Origin of the sequence: Numidum massiliense, from assembly GCF_001375555.1 — a bacterium.
GTDB classification, from domain to species: domain Bacteria; phylum Bacillota; class Bacilli; order Thermoactinomycetales; family Novibacillaceae; genus Numidum; species Numidum massiliense.
Map to the genome: position 1 here is coordinate 3435613 of NZ_CTDZ01000009.1, position 19675 is coordinate 3455287.

Here is a 19675-nt window from a genome sequence, read left to right on the forward strand (position 1 = left end):
CGAGGAGGACTTCCCATGGAAAAGCAATCCGTTCGCGACATCGACGTACACGGCAAGCGCGTGTTTTGCCGCGTCGACTTTAACGTGCCGTTAGAAGATGGCCGCATTACTGACGATACGCGCATTCGCGCCGCATTACCGACCATTCAATACCTCGTCGAGCGCGGGGCTAAAGTTGTTCTCGCCAGCCACTTGGGGCGTCCGAAAGGTCAAGTCGTCGAACAACTACGGCTCACTCCGGTTGCACACCGCTTGCAAGAGCTGTTAGGAAAAGACGTACAAAAAGTAGACGAGGCAATTGGAGAAGCGGTCCAGCAAAAAGTGGCTGCCTTGTCGGAAGGCGATGTACTGCTACTCGAAAACGTACGCTTTTACCCCGGTGAAGAAAAAAATGACGACGAACTGGCGCGCGCTTTTGCCGCTTTAGGCGACGTATTCGTCAACGACGCTTTCGGCGCTGCCCACCGGGCGCACGCGACGACGGCAGGCATTGCGAAATACTTACCTGCTGTCGCCGGACTGCTGTTAGAAAAAGAATTAGACGTCCTCGGCAAGTCGCTCGACAAACCGGAACGACCGTTTACAGCGATAATTGGCGGGGCAAAAGTAAAAGATAAAATTGGCGTCATCGACAACTTGCTCGACAAAGTCGACAACCTCATCATCGGCGGCGGGCTCGCCTACACGTTCGTCAAAGCGAAAGGACTGGACATCGGGAACTCGCTGTTAGAAGAAGATAAAATCGACTTAGCGAAGCAGTTCATGGAAAAGGCAAAAGAGCGCGGCGTACGCTTTTACATGCCTGTCGACGCCGTCGTCGCCGATCGCTTCGCCCCGGATGCCGAGACGAAAGTCGTCGCGATTGAGGAAATCCCAGCGGATATGGAAGCACTTGACATTGGTCCGAAGACAGCAGACACTTATAGCGAAGTGGTTAAAAAGTCCCAGCTCGTCATTTGGAACGGACCGATGGGCGTCTTTGAATTTGACGCCTTTGCCAAAGGGACGAACGCGGTCGCACAAGCGATGGCCGACACCGTGGCAACGACGATTATCGGTGGCGGAGATTCGGCTGCAGCAGTTGAAAAAGCGGGATTGGCTGATCAAATGACGCACATTTCGACTGGCGGCGGCGCTTCGCTCGAATTTATGGAAGGCAAAGCGCTCCCGGGCGTCGTGGCACTAAACGACCGGAAGTAAGTAAAGTAAGTTACGATGCTTTTTCCGAAGGGATTATGCAGATAGCTAGCGAGTTAGTGACAGACGATACGAGCCAGTGACAGTCGATCTAGTCAGCGACAGTTGACGAGCTAGTGACAATCGATCTAGTCAGTGACAGTTGGCAAATTAGCGACTGTCCATCCGATTAGTGACAGTTGTTGAGCTGTTACTCTGAACGGCAACTGTCATTTAGAAGGAGGAGTTCCTATTATGCGTACGCCCGTCATTGCGGGAAACTGGAAAATGTATAAAACGATTGAAGAAGCACAATCGTTCTGGGCGGAGATTAGTAACCGGCAAAAGCCGGAAGGAGTAGAAGCGGTTATTTGTGCCCCGTACCTCGCCTTACCTACTCTAGTCGACGCTGCACGCGGCAGCGGAATCGGCATCGGGGCACAAAACGCGCACTGGGAAAAAGAAGGTGCCTACACAGGTGAAATAAGTGTCAATATGCTTCAAGCACTCGGAGTCGGCTATACGATTGTCGGACACTCGGAACGGCGCGCCTATTATGCGGAAACGGATGGGACGGTCAACAAAAAGACGAAAGCATTACTCGCGGCCAATATTATTCCGATCGTCTGCGTCGGCGAACAGCTCGCTGAACGGGAAAGCGGCGAGACGAAACGCGTCGTCGAACAACAAGTGAAAGGTGCATTAGACGAGGTACCTGCAGAGGATGTCAAGCGCATCATCATCGCTTATGAACCTGTATGGGCGATCGGGACAGGAAAAACGGCGACCGCAGAAGATGCGGGTGGCGTGATCCACTTCATTCGCCAGCTGATCGCCGAATTGTACGATGCAGAGACGGCCGCAGCGGTGCGCATTCAGTACGGCGGCAGCGTCAAGCCGAACAACATCGCCAGTTTCATGGCACACGAAGACATTGACGGCGCGTTAGTCGGCGGGGCTAGCCTCGATCCAGCATCGTACTGGGCACTCGTAGAAGCAGCCAAACAGTAGGAGGTTACGACTATGGCAGCACCAAAACCGGTGGCGCTCATTATTTTAGACGGCTTCGGCTTGCGCGAAGAACAGAAGGGCAATGCCGTCGCGCAGGCACACAAGCCGAATTTTGACCGATACTGGAATAAGTATCCGCACGCGATCTTGCGCGCTTCGGGCGAGGCGGTCGGTTTGCCGGACGGGCAAATGGGGAACTCGGAAGTCGGACATTTAAACATTGGCGCCGGACGCGTCGTGTACCAAGACTTAACCCGCATTACGAAAGCGATCGAAGAGGGCTCGTTTTTCCAAAACGAGCGGTTGCTTCAGGCGGTTGAGCAGGCGAAAGAAAAGGGCGGGGCGCTCCACGTCATGGGCCTGTTATCGGACGGCGGCGTGCACAGCCACCAGCGCCACTTGTACGCGCTACTCCGCTTGGCGAAAGAACAAGGCGTTGCGCGCGTTTACGTCCATGCCTTTCTAGACGGTCGCGATGTCACACCCGACAGCGGCGTCGGCTTTTTACAACAGTTACAAAAAGAAATGGACGCCATCGGCGTCGGCGAACTCGCTTCAGTGCAAGGGCGCTATTACGCGATGGATCGCGACAAGCGGTGGGAGCGCGTCGAAAAGGCCTACAACGCTATTCTTTTAGGGGAGGGCAAGCCGACGAACGACGCGGTGCAAGCCGTGCGCGATTCGTACGCTGCAGGTGTGTACGATGAATTTGTCGAGCCGATCGTCTGTGTCGATCAAGGCGGCCAACCAGTCGGTGTACTAGGTGACGGTGATGCAGCGATTTGCTTTAACTTCCGTCCGGATCGCATGATCCAATTGTCGCTCGCGTTAACCGACCCCGATTTTGCCGGCTTTGTGCGTAAAAAAGTGGCGCGCGATCTGACGTACGTCTGTATGACGAAATACAGTGACGACATTCCCGCCCCGATCGCTTTTCCGCCGAACCAACCGCAGGAAACGTTAGGGGAAATCGTCAGCGACGCAGGTTTGCAGCAGTTGCGCATCGCCGAAACGGAAAAATATCCGCACGTCACCTTTTTCTTCAACGGCGGTCGCGAAGCGGAATTTCCAGGGGAGCGGCGCATTCTAATAAATTCGCCAAAAGTGGCGACGTACGACTTAAAACCGGAAATGAGTGCCTACGAAGTGACGGAAGCACTCGTGCCAGAAATCGAGTCGGAGACGCTCGACATGATTATCCTCAACTTCGCCAATCCGGACATGGTCGGCCATTCCGGGAAGTTGGAACCGACAGTTCGCGCGGTCGAAGCGGTCGACGAATGTCTCGGTAAAGTCGTTGACGCCATTTTGCGCGTCGATGGGGTGGCGATCATTATTGCCGACCACGGCAACGCCGACATGGTGACAGACGAAGAAGGGCACCCCGTCACCGCGCACACGACATTTCCGGTACCGTTCATCGTGACGAAAGAGGGACTCACGTTGCGCAGTGAAGGGATTTTAGCCGATATTGCCCCGACGATGTTGCAGCTGATGCGACAGCCGCAACCTGAGGCGATGACCGGAAAGAGTATGATTGTGACCACCGAAGACGAACAGAATTAAGGCAGAGATCAGCCTCTGAAGTAAAGGAAAATGCGTCGTCCTATGGTAAATGTTTTAAATTGGCGTGCGCTAAGCGCGTGATAATGCTGGCATATGCAATGTGATCCGATGGATGAGCGACAAACGCGTTACTGAAACAGCTGTTGCTGTTAAACCCTTAAGGAGGTAGTAATTAATGACGACAATTTTGGAAGTGTACGGTAGAGAAGTGTTAGACTCGCGTGGTAACCCGACAGTCGAAGTAGAAGTCGTACTCGAATCCGGTGCCGTCGGGAGGGCGATCGTTCCGTCGGGCGCTTCGACCGGTGCTCACGAAGCTGTGGAATTGCGCGACGGCGACAAGGCGCGCTACATGGGGAAAGGTGTACAAAAAGCGGTGGCGAACGTGAACGACATCATCGCCCCTGAACTCGTCGGCTACGACGCGCTCGACCAAGTCGGCGTCGACAAAGCGCTCATCGCCTTAGATGGCACAGAAAACAAAGGGAAACTCGGCGCGAATGCGATTCTCGGCGTTTCCTTAGCGACAGCCCGCGCCGCTGCGGACGCGCTCGAAATCCCGCTTTACACGTACCTCGGCGGGTTTAACAGCAAAACGTTGCCAGCTCCGATGATGAACATCTTGAACGGTGGCGAGCACGCCGACAACAACGTCGACATTCAAGAGTTTATGGTGATGCCTGTCGGTTTTGACAGCTTTAAAGAAGCGTTGCGCGTCGGTGCGGAAGTGTTCCACAACTTGAAAGCTGTGTTAAAAGAAAAAGGATTGAACACCGCAGTCGGCGACGAAGGTGGCTTTGCCCCTAACTTGAGCTCGAACGAAGAGGCGCTGCAGACGATCGTCACCGCGATCGAACGCGCCGGCTACAAACCAGGCGAGCAAGTATATCTTGCCTTAGACGTTGCCGCTACCGAACTGTACCGCGACGGTCAGTATCACTTAAGCGGTGAAGGGGTCACGAAGTTGACCGACGACATGATCACCTACTACGAAGAACTGATCGGCAAGTACCCGATCATCTCCATCGAAGACGGCCTAGCCGAAGACGACTGGGACGGTTGGAAGAAACTGACGGAACGCCTCGGCAGCAAAGTGCAACTCGTCGGCGACGACTTGTTCGTCACGAACACGAAACGGTTGGCGCGCGGCATTGCCGAAGGTAGCGGCAACTCGATCCTAGTAAAGGTCAACCAAATTGGTACACTAACGGAAACGTTCGACGCGATCGAAATGGCGAAGCGCGCTGGCTACACGGCTGTCATTTCCCACCGTTCCGGCGAAACGGAAGACACGACGATCGCCGACATCGCCGTCGCCACGAACGCTGGCCAAATTAAAACTGGTGCGCCGTCGCGTACCGACCGCGTCGCCAAGTACAACCAACTGCTGCGCATCGAAGACGAACTCGGCCACACGTCCCAATACGCCAGCACCACCGCCTTCTACAACCTTAAAGGTCAATTTAGCTAAAGCTAAATTGACATCCCGAGTGCTGGCGCAGAGCGGCAGTGCAACCTTAAAGGTCAATTTAGCTAAAGCTAAATTGACATTCCGAGTGCTGGCGCAGAGCGGCAGTGCAACCTTAAAGGTCAATTTAGCTAAAGCTAAATTGACATCTCGAGTGCTGGCGCGGAGCGGCAGTGCAACCTTAAGGGTCAATTTAGCTAAAGCTAAATTGACATCTCGAGTGCTGGCGCGGAGCGGCAGTGCAACCTTAAGGGTCAATTTTAGCGACGTCGAATAAGCTACTCGGCTGATATGACATAAAATAAGAGCTATCCTTTCTCCTAGGGAGAGAAGGGATAGCTTTTTTCACGAGGCAAAGTCCTCAAATGCCGTAACGTGTCAGCTTAATCAAATGTGAAAAACAATTTTTGCAAATACAGTTGACGCGATAGATTAAATAATTTATAATAGTGTTCAGTTTATAAATGATAGCGCATACATTCCCGTTAGGGGGAGAGACTTGCCAAAGAAAGTATTAATTATTATTGTCGCTGTGATTGCAATCGGGGGGATAATAACTGTGGTCAAAGCATATGAAGAGAAGGATTTTGTAGAACAGAATCGGGAAAAAATTGAAGAGCGGGTGCGAGGTTACATTACACCCTATAAGCTCGATTCGGATAATATAGAAATTAGGAACATCGGCAAACCCCTACAGTTGCCAACGGGGGAAAAAGTGTTCAGCATAGACATTGAGTATACGGGGTTCCCTTATTTCACTATGATTTTGAGAGGTAATGCGGATACCCTTGGCATGAACGAACCTACAGATCATATTATTGTTGAGATAGCCGACCATTGACTACTTAAGGGGCCTCGGAATTATTGATCCAATTCGTCCCGAAGACACAAAGGTAAAATATTTTGACACAAGCGTTGGACTTAATTCCGAAATAAACCGCGACCTAAAAAGGGCGTTTAATGAAAGTGACGAGACGATTAATAAGTTAAGGCAATATATTCGAGACAACATCGAGTTAATTAAGAAGTTGGATACGAACATTCACATTATAGGAACTAAGAAGGGCATTGATGAGCAAAAAGCCGGAGAAATAAAAAAGAGCTTATGAATATTCTACCCAAAGGAAAGTATTACGTTAGTTTAGATAAGGGACTTAAAGACAGGTGTACCTAAAGAAGGTCTTTATAAAACTATAGAAATTAAGAGAGGTGCCGGAAAATGACGAGGTCGTTTACGCCAGGGGAACACCAGCCTATAAGTATGGATGCTAGTTATTGGGCAGAGAACTATGTAAGAGAGGTTCAACAAATAAAAAGTGAAGCGGATATTGAAAACCTTAAAACAAATATGGTGAAAGAATACCGTAGGTATTTGAACGATGAAAGCATTAACCTCGTAGAAGGTGTTCCACAACATTGGAAAGACACCGCGATGGTCGGTATTAAAAAGTTAAAATGGGAATCCGAAACGGGTTTTCACGCCAATGCAATTACGAGGGAAAATTTCCGCAAGACGTTCGTATAACAAACACCCTACCTCAGCCGGTCGTGGACAAAGGTAGGGTGCAACCTCATAGGGATCGATGCCATTAACGCTTCATACAACTGATTTTTCAACTACTCACACGAGCATATACTAACCCATGGAGGCTGGCGACATGTTCATACAGATTTTTTTACTCGATCAGCTTTTGCCACCACACTAACACACACTAACTCAAGACACCCGCTTATTTGCGTGTTCATACGCCCGTAGCAGCAAGTCGACAATGTGCACGGCTTCCATCCGATCGGACAAGCCTTCGCGTTCGATGCCGAGCTTCATTTGCAGCAAGCAGCCCGGGTTGGCGGTGACGATCGTCTTCGCTTCCGTTTTCTTCGCCTGCGCCATTTTGTAGTCCAAAATTTGCATCGACATTTCCGCTTCAATAATGTTGTAAATACCGGCCGAACCACAGCAGCGGTCCGCATCGTGCATTTCCACGTAAGTCACCCCGTCAATCGCCTGCAGTAGCTGTCGCGGTTCCTTAAATGTCTTTTGCACGTTTCGCAAGTGACATGAATCTTGGTACGTCACAATTTGCTCATCGAGGCTTAACGGCAATTTATGAAAGTCGAGCTCGACTAACACACTCGTAATATCTTTAATTTTGTTAGAAAAGGCTTCCGCGCGCTCGTTCCAATCGGGATCGTCCTTGAGCAAGTGGCCGTAATCGACTAAGAAGGCGCCACAGCCACCCGCGTTCGTAATGATGTAGTCGACGCCAGCTTCTTCAAACGCGGCGATGTTCCGCTTGGCCATTTCCCGCGCCCGCTCCCGTTCTCCGCTGTGTCCGTGCAATGCGCCGCAGCAGCCTTGTGTTTCCGGGACAACGATTTCACAGCCGGCAACCTGTAACAGCTTCGTCGTCGCTTCGTTCGTCGGCAAAAACATCGTGTCCATCAAACAGCCAGTGAAAAAGGCGACTTTCTTCTTCTGTTTCGCGAGGGGCATGAGATGGCGTGGCCGCTGTTTGATTTCCTTTTTCTTCGGTACGGGTGGAAGCACTTTTTCCATTGTCCGTAAATTTTCCGGAAACAACTTCATAATGCCCGTCGATCGGGCGACGCGTTGCAACCCGGAACGTTGGTATAACCCTAACAAACTCGTCACGCCGACCATGCGCTCTTGGTGCGGGAACAATTTGTCGAACACGAGGTTGCGCACCGCTTTTTCCGGTAGCGATTTTTTGTTGCTCTGGTAAATCGCGTCGCGCGCTTGCTCGAGTAAGTGGCCGAAATTGACGCCGGACGGGCAGACGATTTCACAGGCGCGACAGCCTAAACACATGTCGATCGAACGCTTCACTTCGTCGCTCGGTTCAATTTGTCCATCTACGAGGGCCTTCATTAAGGCGATTCTACCGCGTGGCGAATGGGCTTCGTCTCGACCCGTTTCGATATACGTCGGGCAGCTCGGCAAACAAAAGCCACAGCGGGTGCAATTCATCAGTTCATCGTAGTCCATCTTTTCCTTGAAGTCTTTTTGAATGCGCGCCTTCTCTTTGCGATCCATCATTTTCTTACCACCACCCTGTTTCGTTCCGATTTGGCGAAGATTTTACTCGGGTTCATAATGTTGTTCGGATCAAGTGCTTCTTTAATACTGCGCATTGCTTCGATCCCGGCTTCGCCCACTTTCAAATGCAAGTACGGTAACTTCATCGCGCCGACACCGTGTTCCCCTGTAATCGTGCCGCCCATCTCTACCGCCTGCTGGAAAATTTCCTCAAACGCTTTTTCGACGCGGGCGATTTCTTCTTCGTTGCGGGCGTCGGTTAAACACGTCGGATGTAAGTTGCCGTCTCCGGCGTGACCGAATGTACAAATGTTTACATTGTACTTTTCTGCGATTTCCGTAATCGCCTTAACCATTGGCGCAATTTCTGAGCGGGGGACGGTGGCGTCTTCCAAAATCGTCGTCGGCATTAACCGCGACAGTGCGGATAAAGCCGTACGCCGCGCCGCTGTTAACGCTTCTGCTTCTTCGTTTGTCTTAGCGATGGAGACGTCGAACGCCTTGTTTTCTTTACAAATCTTGGAGATTTTCTCGATGTCGCGGGCGACGACTTCCGCGGGGCCGTCCTGCTCGATGAGGAGCACCGCCTTCGCGTCAGTCGGTAAGCCGATTTGCGCAAAGTCCTCGACAACTTTAATCGTCGCTTGGTCTAAAAACTCGAGTGTCGCCGGAATGATGCGGTTAGCGATAATCGCTGAAACAGTTTCCGCCGCTGCTTCTAAATCGTGGTACAGGGCGAGCATCGTTTTTTTCGTCTCCGGTTGGGGCACGAGTTTTAAAATCGCTTCGGTGATGACGCCGAGGGTGCCTTCCGAGCCGACGTACAGGCGCGTCAAGTCGTATCCGGCGACGTCTTTCGCCAGTTTTCCGCCGGTGCGAATGACGTTACCGTTCGGGAGCACGATTTCCAAACCGAGGACGTAATCGCGCGTCACCCCGTATTTGAGTCCGCGCAAGCCACCGGAATTTTCGCTAATGTTGCCGCCGATTTGCGAGATGTGCATCGAACCGGGATCAGGTGGATAAAACAGACCGACCGCTTCCGCCGCTTTGAAGACGTCTAGCGTAAATACGCCGGGCTGTACGGTCATCGTTAAGTTTTCTTCATCGACTTCCAAGATATTGTTCATATGTTTGAACAGTAGCACGATGCCGCCTTCGAGCGGGGTCGTGCCCCCACACAAATTCGTTCCCGAGCCGCGCGGGACGATCGGTACTTTGTATTTGTTGCACACTTTCACGATGGCGGCAACTTCTTCCGTGTTGCGCGGCGAGACGACAGCGTCCGGCATCGCTTGAAACCGCGGCGTCGAATCGTAAGAGTAAGCTAGCAAGCTCGCATCGTTCAGTTCTACGTTTTGCGAACCGACGATCGCCTCTAGTTCCTTCCTCACTTTCCCCTTAAGCATCGGGCATTCTCCTCGTCATAAAAATATTTTTTCGTTAGTCGTCGACGACGATGTACGTGGCGTGGATCGGGCCGTGTACGCCTACAATTAACTTCATTTCGATGTCGGCACTGTTACTGGGGCCGGATATGAAGCACACGCAGGAAGAAATGTCCTCCCCGCGCTGCTCGGCGTCGTGCAAGGCCTTCGTCGCTTGCGTCATCCGCGGCACAATCGTCTGCTTCGGGATGATGGCGATGTACGCTTTTGGCAGTAAACTAATCGAACGGCCGTGGTCCTTCCCCGTAAACAACGTCACTGTCCCTGACTCGGCGAGAGTCATGTCACTGAACGTTATGCCGATATCGGCGCGTTCGGCAATGACTTGGTTTTGTTTGCCGAGCGATGCGTCCCAAATGTGCACGTTATGCCCTTCTGACTGCAACCCGTTGTAAAAATCGGTTAATCCGTAAGCCTCGTTACGCGCATCTCGTGCGGCGACGATCGACTTTCCAGCGTAACCGTCAATCGTTTCCTGCAACGCGCGCGGGAGGTCGGCGCGTGCGGTCCGTTTAAAAGCAGTGTGAATAGCGGCACACTGCGCTTCCAGTACGTCGACTAACTCATCCACTGTCAGTCCGTCAAACACATCCCACTGCGGGCGGACGGACCACGTTGGACGCTGGAAGCTCGATAGCGAGCTTTCAGCACCCTTTATTAAGCGTTCCGTACTCGATAGCGGGCGTGCAGCACCCTCTAATGGACGTTCAACGCCCGGCGGGGCAGTACCTTCTATCGGGTGTTCAGCACCCGTTGACGGTTGTGCAGTATCGAATGACGGCTGTATTGCACCCGCTCTGCGTCGCGGCCGACCGAGGCGATGAGCGATATGGTCTAAAAACGGTTCGCGGTTGTGCACGGTCATCGGGAATCACTTCCTCGTTGTCTGTCTTTAAACCAGGCGCGGAACGACTGTTTACTCGGTGCGGGGAAGTCGCGAGAGGCAGTCCAACCTTTTAGTGGCCCTGGGCCGTTTGCGATCGTGCCGTTTTTCGTCCACGGTTTCAGCACAGGCCGCGCCAGTTTAGCACTCGTTTTGTACAGATTCGGATGGCCTGCCCACTGGGCAAAACCTTTCATCGCTAACTGTTCCGCCTTTGGCGCTTTCTTTTCCCGCTCGACGATCAATTGCCTATGGCGTACGAGGTGTTCGTGCAGCGGGATTTTTACCGGGCACGCCTCCGTACACGCGGCGCACAAAGTTGACGCGTACGGGAGCTCTTTGTGCTCGTCGTAGCCGTCGAGTAACGGTGTCAAGACGGCGCCGATCGGGCCGGGATAAATCGAGCCGTAGGCGTGGCCGCCGACGTGGCGGTACACTGGGCAAACGTTAATACAGGCGGCACAGCGAATGCAGTGCAGGGCGGATTGGAATTCTGTGCCGAGTATGTTTGAGCGTCCGTTGTCGACGATCACTAAGTGGTATTCTTCCGGTCCATCCACCTCACCTTCGCGGCGCGTCCCCGTAATCGCCGTCACATAACTTGTCAGTTTTTGTCCGACGGCGGCCCGCGTGAGAAGACTGACTAACACGTCGAGTTCCTCCCATGTCGGTACGATGCGCTCCATTCCCATCACCGTAATTTGCGTGTCCGGTAACGTCGTCACCATGCGCGCGTTGCCTTCGTTCGTGACGAAAGTTACGGCTCCCGTTTCGGCGACGGCGAAGTTACACCCGGTGATGCCGACATCGGCAGACAAAAACTCCTGCCGCAGCTGTTTACGGGCGAATAGGGCAAGCTCTTCCGGCTTAGACGATCGATCGTACCCTTTTTTCGCGGCAAACGTCTCGCGAATTTGCTCCTTATTTTTGTGCAGTGCCGGGGTGACGATGTGGGACGGCGGATCCTCGTCTAATTGCAAAATCCACTCGCCCAAATCGGTTTCGACGACGTCTACCCCTACTTCTTGCAGCGCTTCGTTTAAGCCGATTTCTTCCGTTACCATCGATTTGGATTTGGCGACTTTTTTCGCCTTTCTCCGCTCGATCACCTGTTTAATATAGTCGTTCGCCTCGGCAGCCGTCTGGGCAAAATAGACGTGGCCACCGTGCGCCACCACTTGCTCACTCAATTGCTGTAAATAATAGTCGAGGTTGTCGATCGTATGGGCGCGAATTTGTTCCCCGAGCGTACGCCACTCCTCCCAATTTCCGAGCGTCTCCGCCGCATTTAGCCGTCCGCTGCGGAACCGCCCTTGCGCGCCAGAGACGGCTTGGCGCATGAAATCGTTGCGAATCCCTTCTTGCACCCGCTCTCTGTACGGACTGTGGCCGATCTTTATACTCACGCGCCGTTTCCCCCTTTCAACTGTCGGTCTTTTATAATGACTCGTTTTCCCAAAACCTTTCCGTATACTGGACTAACCGGATGATCAAGGCTCATCGGTGGTTTAATATTTCCGTAATGTGGGCGACTTTCACATCTTTCCCGTTGCGGGACAAGCGGCCGCCGATATTCATTAAGCAAGCCATATCGCCGCCGATTAAATACTCGGCGCCCGTTTCGACGACGTGTGTCGCTTTTTCTTGCACCATTTCGGTGGAAATGGCCGCATTTTTCACGGCAAACGTGCCGCCGAAACCACAGCAGTCTTCTTTTAACGGCAGTTCCACTACTTCGAGTCCGCGTACGTGTTCAAGTAAGGTGAGCGGCGCATCTTTGACACCTAACAGGCGCGTCATATGACAAGACGGGTGGTACGTCACTTTGGCCTTAAAGGTGGCACCGACGTCGACAATGCCGAGCACATCGACGAGAAACTGTGTGATTTCGAACGATTTAGCCGCCAGCCGTATCGCTTCCGGCTCCCATTCCGGGTCATCTGCAAAAATATCCGGGTATTGCTTTAACATACCGACGCACGAACCGGACGGACCGACGACGTACTCGGCGTGCCGGAAGGCGCGCATCATTTGTTTCATCGCTTGCTTCGACTGTCGCAAGTAGCCGCTGTTGTAAGCCGGTTGCCCGCAGCACGTCTGTGCCTCGGGAAAGTTGACGCGACAGCCCACGTGCTCTAACAGCTCAACCGTGTCCTTCCCTACATTCGGGGAGATGAGGTCACACATGCACGTAATAAACAGTGAGACGTTAATCGTAGTCATCCCCTTTATCGTTAACGTTCGAGATTGAGGTAAAAACTTAAATACGTGGGGCAAACCTTCACTGCTACTTTTATCATAAATCGTTGTAACGACACGCGACAAGGGTTGCCCCGGCCATTCCATAAGACACATGGCACAAATTACCGAACGAAAGCTTACGGTTAAAATCGTAAAATAATAAAGTTGGTGTTGCTTATCGGCGTTGCTTATCGGCGTTGCTTAAAAGAAGCTGAGTAAAATAAATCCGCCGATCCCGACTAAGATACCGTAAACAAGTGCCGGTCCTAACGTCTTACGAATAATATCGCCTTCTTTCCCTGTTAAGCCGACAACGGTTGACGCGGCGACGACGTTGTGCACACAAATCATGTTCCCCGCGGCAGCCCCAATAATTTGCGCCGCTAACACGATGTTGACATCCATTCCTGTCTCGAGGGCAATGCTGTGTTGCACCGGAGCAAACGTCAGCGTCGACACGGTGGCGCTACCAGTAATAAACGCGCCGAGTTCGCCGAGAAACGGTGCGACGAAAATCCACATCGACCCGAACGCACTCGCCAATGCTTGTGCAATATATTGTGGCATACTGATAAGGTCGTTCCCGTTCATCGCCGAGTTCGTAAATACTTGCACGAGGGCGAGGGTCGAGATGAGGGCGAAACTGGCATTTTTAATCGACACTAACGATTCTTGCATTGCCTTCGTAAAATGGGCGAAGGGCCGACGTTGGATCCACACAGCGACCAATGCGGCGAGCACTAAGACGGTCCCTGGCGAATACAACAGTTCCCATTTGGAAGTAATGCCTTCGACACCGAGAATGTTACTCCACGTCAAATTGACCGCGTTCAAGGCGAACGCTTTCACAGATGGGATGATGCGGGTCATGAGCAACAAGGCGATGACGACTAAATACGGTGCCCACGCGGTGAATAGCCCCATCTCCGACTTTCCCGCTTTCAATTCAAAACCATCTTTTAAGGCGTCGGTCCATTCTTCCTTCGGTAATAACCATCCTTTTTTTGCGGTTAACGTCGCGACGACTAGCCCAGTGAGCGACGCTAAAATGGAGACGAACTCCGGACCGAAGAGGGCAGCGTACAGAAGGGCTGACCCGGTATACGTCAAGCCGACGAGTAACGTCCACGGCAAGAAGGCTAACGCGTCAGAAAACCCTTTCTTCTTCCCAAAAAATAAGGTGAGGACGACGACGAGAATAAACGGCACGAACGTTCCGGCGACGAGATCGATCGACGCGATTTTCACACCGATGTTTTTGTAAAAGGCGAGATCTGCGCCGGGCAAGTTACTTAAGCCGACTTGAATCGGCGTCCCGACAGCACCGAAGGAAACGGCGCTGCTATCGGCAATGAGTGCTAACGCGGCAGCAGCCATCGGGTTGAACCCTAACGCGATCATGAGCGGACCGGTGACGGCGGCAGGCGTCCCAAACCCAGCAGCGCCTTCGATTAACGACCCGAACAAGAACGCGACGATGACCGCTTGTACGCGCATATCGCCGGAAATGTTGCGAAACCCTTGATTAATTCGGTCAACGGCACCCGTATGGCGCAACGTGTTCAGCAAGACGATCGCTCCGAACAGGATTAAGAGGATCGTCATTGCTTTATGTGTGCCTTCTAACACCGACGCTAACACGATCTTTCCTTCCATCCCCCATACTGTCAAACCTAAAGCGATTACAATGAGTGCACTAAAAAACATTCCTTTAAGCGCTGGCATCCTAAAAATGACTAAGAAAATGAATGGGGCGATGATCGCGCTTAGTGCCACCAGTAGTAACATTGTGATTAATTCCCTCCACTATCATTTTAAAGTGCTTTCATCGAGCGTCAAAAAAACGCTCCTTTAAACAGATGACATGGTCAGATGGTTATCTGATGACTCGATGATAGTTTAAGTGATATTTTGTATTTCGTCAAATAAATGTTTCGTAACCATCGAACGGGACCTTGAATTTAGTCGACACTTGTGGTAAAGTTACGGAAAGAAGGTAGGTTCGGATGTTAGGAGGGGTGGACTGTGGCGCTCGCAATGAAGATTTTACTCGTTATCGTTTCCATTGCACTAATCACTGTCGTCGTGTTGCAGTCAGGCCGCAGTGCCGGTTTGTCAGGTGCCATTGCCGGTGGTGCTGAACAGTTAATGGGCAAACAAAAAGCTCGCGGAATCGATGCGTTGCTCAGTAAGCTTACCGTCGTGCTCGCGGTGTTGTTTTTCCTTTTGACGTTGACGATTGGGTTTTTTATTTATTAGTGGATAAGCTATATAGTGTAAATACGTGTACAAAAACAGCAGGAATAGGGCCTTGCTGTTTTTTTGTTTCAGTTGTGGGCTGTTTGTCCGAAAACCGTTAAGGTAAAGGAGGAGTGTCACTTGGTCGGTTGTTTACTCCTGCACGGATTTACCGCGAGTCCGCTGGAAGTAGAGCCGCTTAAGCAGTACTTAGAAACATGTGGTCTGTACGTGATCGCCCCTACGTTAGCGGGTCACGGTGAGGATCACCAGCAGACATTAGAAAATGTCGTATGGCAGGAATGGGTGAAAAGTGCTGAAGAGGCGTTAATAGATCTTGTGGCCAGATGTGACACCGTTTATGTGCTCGGTCATTCGATGGGCGGTTTAATTGCCGCGTACCTGGCGAACCGCTACCCGGTGCAGAAATTAGTGCTACTAAGTGCCGCTGTGTTTTACATTAATCCTAAACAGATGGCTAAAGACTTGGTTGAGGCGCTGCCCGCCTTGTTACACGGCGAGGCCAGTAACCAATATAAGCGCTACCGGGCACGTATTAAAGCGACGCCACTGCGCGCAGTGGCGCAATTTCGCCGCCTCGTACGGGCACTGAAGCCGGAATTCGCGCACATTCGCATTCCTACGCTCATCGTCCACGGTGGGTGCGACGACATTGTCGACCCAAAAAGTGCGCAGTACATTTACGAGCAGATTCCGATTGCGGAGAAACACATACACATTTTGCCGCAATCGAAACATATCGTCTGTCACGATTGCGAGCGGGACGAACTGATGGCGGTCGTCGGTCAGTTTTTGTCAGCCTAGCCGCCGTTCTTATAGCGCCAGTGCGGCATTGACGCGAGCAAGTCCGCCCGGAATATCGTTTTTAGCACACGTGAATTACGGGTATACTGAAAAGAAATGTATAGCGGGAAGGGAGTTAACAGTTTGATCGAAAAAGAAGACATTATCGCGTTTATGCGTGAAAAGGCGTATAAACCGTTGACGGTACAAGAGCTGGAGCAACAATTTCAACTCGAAGGGGCAGAGGCGTTCCGCAATCTCGTCAAAACGTTAAACGAACTGGAGCAAAGTGGCGATATTGTGCGCACGCGGACGAACCGCTACGGCGTACCGGAGCGAATGAATTTAATTCACGGGAAATTAACGGCTCACCCGAAAGGGTTTGGGTTTGTCGTTCCTTTAGACGTTGCTCACCCCGATGTGTATATTCACGCCAACGACATGAACGGTGCAATGCATGGAGATACGGTGATCGCACGTGTCAACAAACAACAGAGTGGGCCAAAGCGGATGGAAGGGGAAATCGTGCGCATTATTGCGCGCAATTTTAAAACGGTTGTCGCGACGTTCCACGCCAACCGTAATTTCGGTTTCGCTGTGCCGGACGATAAGCGGCTGACAGCAGACATCTTTATCCCTCCGGAAGGCGTTAACGGCGCTTTGGACGAGCAAAAAGTCGTCATCCAATTGACGGATTATCCGAGTAAGCATAAAAGTGCCTCCGGGGAAGTCGTCGAAGTGCTCGGACAGAAGGGTGACCCGGGCGTCGATATTTTGGCGATTATTCGCAAGTACGCATTGCCGGAAGCGTTTCCGGAGGACGTCGAGGAAGCCGCTAGCCGCGTGCCGGAACAAATTACAGCCGCTGATTGTGAGGGGCGACGCGATTTGCGCGAGCGACAAATCGTGACGATCGACGGCAGAGATGCGAAAGATTTAGATGATGCCGTCTCGGTCGAAGTACTCCCGAACGGCTATACTAGGCTCGGAGTGCATATCGCCGATGTCAGTTATTACGTGACCGAAGGTTCTGCCCTCGATAAAGAAGCGTATCGCCGCGGGTGTAGTGTGTATTTAGTCGACCGCGTCATTCCGATGCTACCGCGCCGCTTGTCAAACGGCATTTGCAGCCTCAACCCGCACGTCGATCGTTTAACGCTCTCGTGCGAGATGGACATCGACGCGCAAGGTAATGTTGTCAATTATGACATTTTCCCTAGTGTCATTCGCTCGAAAGAACGCATGACGTACGACGATGTGTACCGCATCGTGGAAAACGAGGACACAGCGCTCAGCGATCGCTACCGCGAACTCGTCCCAATGTTTCAGTTGATGAAACAATTGGCACAGACGCTTCGGAAAAAACGGATTGCCCGCGGCGCGATCGATTTCAATTTCACCGAGGCAAAAATTGTCGTCGATGAGGAAGGGAAGCCACAAGATATCGTTCCGCGGCCGCGTACGATTTCCGAACAAATTATCGAGGAATTCATGCTAGTAGCGAACGAAACGGTGGCCACACACTGTTTTTGGCTCAACGTGCCGTTCGTCTACCGCATTCACGAACACCCGAACAGTGAAAAGCTGCAGACATTCCTTGAATTTGTTACGCACTTTGGCTTTACGGTGCGCGGGAAGGCGGACGACATGCATCCGCGGGCATTACAACAGTTACTGGAAACGATTAGCGGGGAGCCGGAAGAATCGGTCATTAGCCGCGTGTTGCTGCGCTCGATGCAGCAAGCGCGTTACGAGGCGCACAACGTCGGCCATTACGGCTTAGCTGCCGAACATTACACGCACTTTACGTCGCCGATTCGCCGCTACCCAGACCTAGTCGTGCATCGGATGATGCGCGAATTGATCAGAAACGATAACCAGTTGCCGGCGAAGCGAAGTGGCTATTGGCAGGAACAGTTGCCGGACATCGCCGAGCAGTCGTCGCAGCGCGAACGGGTGGCCGTTGACGCGGAACGGGAAACAGATGACTTGAAGAAAGCGGAATACATGTTAGACAAGGTCGGGGAGGAATACGTTGGCGTCATTAGCGGTGTCACTTCCTTCGGACTGTTTGTCGAGCTGGAAAACACAGTGGAAGGAATGGTCCACGTCAGCTACATGGTGGATGACTACTACCATTTTGTGAACGAGCAGCAACTGCTCGTCGGCGAGCGCACGGGTCAACAGTTCCGACTCGGCGATGAGGTGCACGTGCGCGTCAGTCACGTTAATCTCGAGGAACATACGATCGACTTTGAGTTGCTCGATCGAAAGACCCGTGCGAAGCGCAAAAAGAAGCAGCGCCCGACAGTCATCGTCGGCGAACATAAGCGAAATGGGAAGCGGAACGGAGACAGGAACAACAGAGGAGAAGGAAAAGCGGGTGGGAATAAAAATAGAAGTCGAGCTGGAAAATCTAAGGGAAAAATTCGCAAACAATCCGACGCGCAAGCGGCAAACAAACCGTTTTACGAGCCGTTCACAAAAAGGAAGAAAAAGAGAAAACGAAGATAGGAGACCCGCGCGGCTACGATAAGAAGAAGCGGTACGATCCTTTACACGATCCCCGCTCCTCTGTCCGCCCGATATATCGCGAGCGAACCCAGTGGAACCTGTGATATTCGCAGGATGTGTTGACGGCTCGGCGCTTTTGTTGGTATACTAATTTTTACCCCTAATAGCGTTGTACGCGACCGATATAAAGAGGAAAAAGGCATGGAGGTGAGCACAGTGGGGAAAAAAGGCGTTAAAGTGTTGGCGCGAAACAAGAAAGCGCGGCACGATTATGAAATTGAAGAGACGTTTGAAGCGGGGATTGTGCTCACCGGTACAGAAATTAAATCCATCCGTGCCGGGAAAGTCAATTTACAAGACAGCTTCGCCCGTATTATGAATGAGGAAGTTTTTTTGCTCAACATGCACGTGAGTCCGTTCGAACAAGGAAACCGTTTTAATCAGGATCCGACACGGACCCGCAAACTGTTGTTGCACAAAGACGAAATTAAGAAGCTAGTCGGTAAGACGCAAATAAAAGGGTATGCCCTCATCCCGCTCGACTTACACTTGCGGGGTGGTTTTTGTAAAGTGGAACTGGCGCTTGCCAAAGGGAAGAAACTGTACGACAAGCGACGGGACATCGCCAAGCGAGACGCGAAACGCGAGATGGAGCGTGTCTTTAAAGATCGTCAGCGGCAATTTTAAAATTTCCCCTTTACAAGAGATAGCGACAGGTGATATAATAAATCTCGTGAGGTTATTTCACATCTCGACTGACAGTACGTTGAATCCGGGGGCGTTTTTTGGATTCGACGGAGATAGTTCGAGCGTTAGTAGCGAGCCGAGGGGCTGCGTCCTTCGTAAAAACGCGGAACGCCAAATGTAACTGGCAAACAAGAAAACTTTGCTCTGGCTGCTTAATTAAGCTAGTCAGGATCCGCTACTCTATCGCCCATGTAGAGTAATCGGGTCTCATTAACAGTGGGATAGCCAACCGGAGTCGTTGCCGGCCGGGCGGTGAAACAAAGGTAACTAGCCGTAAGAATCGCCTGTCACTGGGCAGTTCATACGTGTGAAATTTGAATACAGTGACTGCGCTCGGAGAATCTGGCGTGGCGATATCTTCGGACAGCGGTTCGACTCCGCTCGCCTCCACCAAACTAATAGGAGCAACAAAACTGACAAGTTTTACGACAACTTAAATATGCTGACGTAGCTCAGTTGGTAGAGCACTTCACTCGTAATGAAGGGGTCGGAGGTTCGAATCCTCTCGTCAGCACCAATTG

16 protein-coding genes, 1 tRNA gene and 1 other RNA gene are annotated in these 19675 nt (G+C 51.9%); 12 read left to right on the plus strand and 6 right to left on the minus strand.

What is annotated here, in order from left to right:
- Positions 1 to 15 precede the first annotated feature (15 nt).
- The 6 genes from BN1247_RS16125 (at position 16) to BN1247_RS16150 (ending at position 6746) form a co-directional block, all read left to right on the plus strand.
- Positions 16 to 1200 carry a phosphoglycerate kinase gene (locus BN1247_RS16125; RefSeq protein WP_054951282.1) on the plus strand — a complete coding sequence of 395 codons (1185 nt, stop codon included), beginning with the start codon at positions 16 to 18 and terminating at the stop codon, positions 1198 to 1200.
- Positions 1201 to 1431: 231 nt separating this feature from the next.
- Positions 1432 to 2187 carry a triose-phosphate isomerase gene (gene tpiA / locus BN1247_RS16130; RefSeq protein ID WP_054951283.1) on the plus strand — a complete coding sequence of 252 codons (756 nt, stop codon included), beginning with the start codon at positions 1432 to 1434 and terminating at the stop codon, positions 2185 to 2187.
- Positions 2188 to 2199: 12 nt separating this feature from the next.
- Positions 2200 to 3753, plus strand: a complete 1554-nt coding sequence (gpmI, locus tag BN1247_RS16135) for a 2,3-bisphosphoglycerate-independent phosphoglycerate mutase (RefSeq protein WP_054951284.1) — start codon at positions 2200 to 2202, stop codon at positions 3751 to 3753.
- Between the two features lie 175 nt (positions 3754 to 3928).
- Complete coding sequence (gene eno / locus BN1247_RS16140; protein WP_054951285.1) at positions 3929 to 5224, plus strand: phosphopyruvate hydratase; 1296 nt, start codon at positions 3929 to 3931, stop codon at positions 5222 to 5224.
- A 496-nt stretch (positions 5225 to 5720) separates the two neighbouring features.
- The gene (locus BN1247_RS16145) at positions 5721 to 6062 is read left to right on the plus strand and encodes a hypothetical protein (RefSeq protein ID WP_054951286.1); all 342 of its coding nucleotides are present in this window, start codon (positions 5721 to 5723) and stop codon (positions 6060 to 6062) included.
- Between the two features lie 378 nt (positions 6063 to 6440).
- Positions 6441 to 6746: a hypothetical protein gene (locus BN1247_RS16150; RefSeq protein WP_147675268.1), complete on the plus strand. Its 306-nt coding sequence runs from the start codon at positions 6441 to 6443 to the stop codon at positions 6744 to 6746.
- Positions 6747 to 6938: 192 nt separating this feature from the next.
- On the opposite strand, the gene BN1247_RS16155 is transcribed toward BN1247_RS16150, so the two are convergent.
- From BN1247_RS16155 to BN1247_RS16180, 6 genes are all read right to left on the minus strand, one after another.
- Positions 6939 to 8279, minus strand: a complete 1341-nt coding sequence (locus tag BN1247_RS16155) for a (Fe-S)-binding protein (RefSeq protein WP_054951288.1) — start codon at positions 8277 to 8279, stop codon at positions 6939 to 6941.
- Complete coding sequence (gene glcD, locus BN1247_RS16160; protein WP_054951289.1) at positions 8276 to 9688, minus strand: glycolate oxidase subunit GlcD; 1413 nt, start codon at positions 9686 to 9688, stop codon at positions 8276 to 8278. Before glcD ends, BN1247_RS16155 begins: the two co-directional genes overlap by 4 nt.
- A gap of 34 nt (positions 9689 to 9722) precedes the next feature.
- Complete coding sequence (locus BN1247_RS16165; RefSeq protein ID WP_082415976.1) at positions 9723 to 10592, minus strand: LutC/YkgG family protein; 870 nt, start codon at positions 10590 to 10592, stop codon at positions 9723 to 9725.
- Positions 10589 to 12016: a LutB/LldF family L-lactate oxidation iron-sulfur protein gene (locus BN1247_RS16170; protein ID WP_054951290.1), complete on the minus strand. Its 1428-nt coding sequence runs from the start codon at positions 12014 to 12016 to the stop codon at positions 10589 to 10591. The genes BN1247_RS16165 and BN1247_RS16170 overlap by 4 nt, the downstream gene beginning before the upstream one ends.
- Before the next feature lie 91 nt (positions 12017 to 12107).
- On the minus strand, positions 12108 to 12824 hold the full coding sequence (locus BN1247_RS16175; RefSeq protein ID WP_054951712.1) for a (Fe-S)-binding protein: 717 nt from the start codon (positions 12822 to 12824) through the stop codon (positions 12108 to 12110).
- Positions 12825 to 13052: 228 nt separating this feature from the next.
- The gene (locus tag BN1247_RS16180) at positions 13053 to 14639 is read right to left on the minus strand and encodes an L-lactate permease (protein ID WP_054951291.1); all 1587 of its coding nucleotides are present in this window, start codon (positions 14637 to 14639) and stop codon (positions 13053 to 13055) included.
- 237 nt (positions 14640 to 14876) lie between these two features.
- Between BN1247_RS16180 and secG the strand changes: the two genes are divergently transcribed.
- The 6 genes from secG (at position 14877) to BN1247_RS16205 (ending at position 19671) form a co-directional block, all read left to right on the plus strand.
- Complete coding sequence (gene secG / locus BN1247_RS16185; RefSeq protein ID WP_054951292.1) at positions 14877 to 15110, plus strand: preprotein translocase subunit SecG; 234 nt, start codon at positions 14877 to 14879, stop codon at positions 15108 to 15110.
- A gap of 120 nt (positions 15111 to 15230) precedes the next feature.
- Positions 15231 to 15914, plus strand: a complete 684-nt coding sequence (locus BN1247_RS16190) for an alpha/beta hydrolase (RefSeq protein WP_054951293.1) — start codon at positions 15231 to 15233, stop codon at positions 15912 to 15914.
- Between the two features lie 123 nt (positions 15915 to 16037).
- Positions 16038 to 18407 (plus strand): ribonuclease R, encoded by a 2370-nt coding sequence (gene rnr, locus BN1247_RS16195; protein ID WP_054951294.1) that lies wholly within the window; start codon positions 16038 to 16040, stop codon positions 18405 to 18407.
- Between the two features lie 216 nt (positions 18408 to 18623).
- Positions 18624 to 19094 (plus strand): SsrA-binding protein SmpB, encoded by a 471-nt coding sequence (gene smpB, locus BN1247_RS16200; protein WP_231633343.1) that lies wholly within the window; start codon positions 18624 to 18626, stop codon positions 19092 to 19094.
- Between the two features lie 87 nt (positions 19095 to 19181).
- Positions 19182 to 19547: a transfer-messenger RNA gene (gene ssrA / locus BN1247_RS17340) on the plus strand.
- A 48-nt stretch (positions 19548 to 19595) separates the two neighbouring features.
- Positions 19596 to 19671 (plus strand) — tRNA-Thr (locus BN1247_RS16205).
- Positions 19672 to 19675 lie beyond the last annotated feature (4 nt).

Bases quoted from the DNA above. Each gene is read 5' to 3' on its own strand.
- tpiA (WP_054951283.1), top strand. From the start codon at position 1,432: ATGCGTACGCCCGTCATTGCGGGAAACTGGAAAATGTATAAAACGATT.
- BN1247_RS16125 (WP_054951282.1), top strand. From the start codon at position 16: ATGGAAAAGCAATCCGTTCGCGACATCGACGTACACGGCAAGCGCGTG.
- gpmI (WP_054951284.1), top strand. From the start codon at position 2,200: ATGGCAGCACCAAAACCGGTGGCGCTCATTATTTTAGACGGCTTCGGC.
- eno (WP_054951285.1), top strand. From the start codon at position 3,929: ATGACGACAATTTTGGAAGTGTACGGTAGAGAAGTGTTAGACTCGCGT.
- BN1247_RS16150 (WP_147675268.1), top strand. From the start codon at position 6,441: ATGACGAGGTCGTTTACGCCAGGGGAACACCAGCCTATAAGTATGGAT.
- BN1247_RS16165 (WP_082415976.1), bottom strand. From the start codon at position 10,592: ATGACCGTGCACAACCGCGAACCGTTTTTAGACCATATCGCTCATCGC.
- BN1247_RS16155 (WP_054951288.1), bottom strand. From the start codon at position 8,279: ATGATGGATCGCAAAGAGAAGGCGCGCATTCAAAAAGACTTCAAGGAA.
- BN1247_RS16180 (WP_054951291.1), bottom strand. From the start codon at position 14,639: ATGTTACTACTGGTGGCACTAAGCGCGATCATCGCCCCATTCATTTTC.
- glcD (WP_054951289.1), bottom strand. From the start codon at position 9,688: ATGCTTAAGGGGAAAGTGAGGAAGGAACTAGAGGCGATCGTCGGTTCG.